Annotated in this window: 1 protein-coding gene; it reads left to right on the forward strand. The window is 40.9% G+C overall.

The annotated features are described in order from the left end of the window. On the forward strand, positions 1-279 hold a 279-nt coding region (locus CP357_RS10045), incomplete at both ends, for a transposase (RefSeq protein WP_143468497.1).

Genomic DNA, 279 nt, shown 5'->3' on the forward strand with positions numbered 1-279 from the left:
AAATTGGCATTGACCTTAACCTTGATAATTTCTTAACAGCATCTAACGGAGCAATAGTTGCTAATCCACGATTTTATTGCAAAACCAAAAAGAAACTGGCTCATGCCCAACGTGTCTTGTCTCGCAGGCAGCACCGGGTTAAAAAAGAAGGGCGCAATTTGCGGCTAGCAAAAAACTATCAAAAACAGCGCTTGATAGTAGCTAAACTGCATGATAAGATTCGCAGACAGCGTGCAAACTTTTTACAAGTACTGTCAACTGCACTAATCAAAAACCACG

The organism is Lactobacillus sp. UMNPBX6, from assembly GCF_002553975.1.
Lineage (GTDB): Bacteria > Bacillota > Bacilli > Lactobacillales > Lactobacillaceae > Lactobacillus > Lactobacillus gallinarum.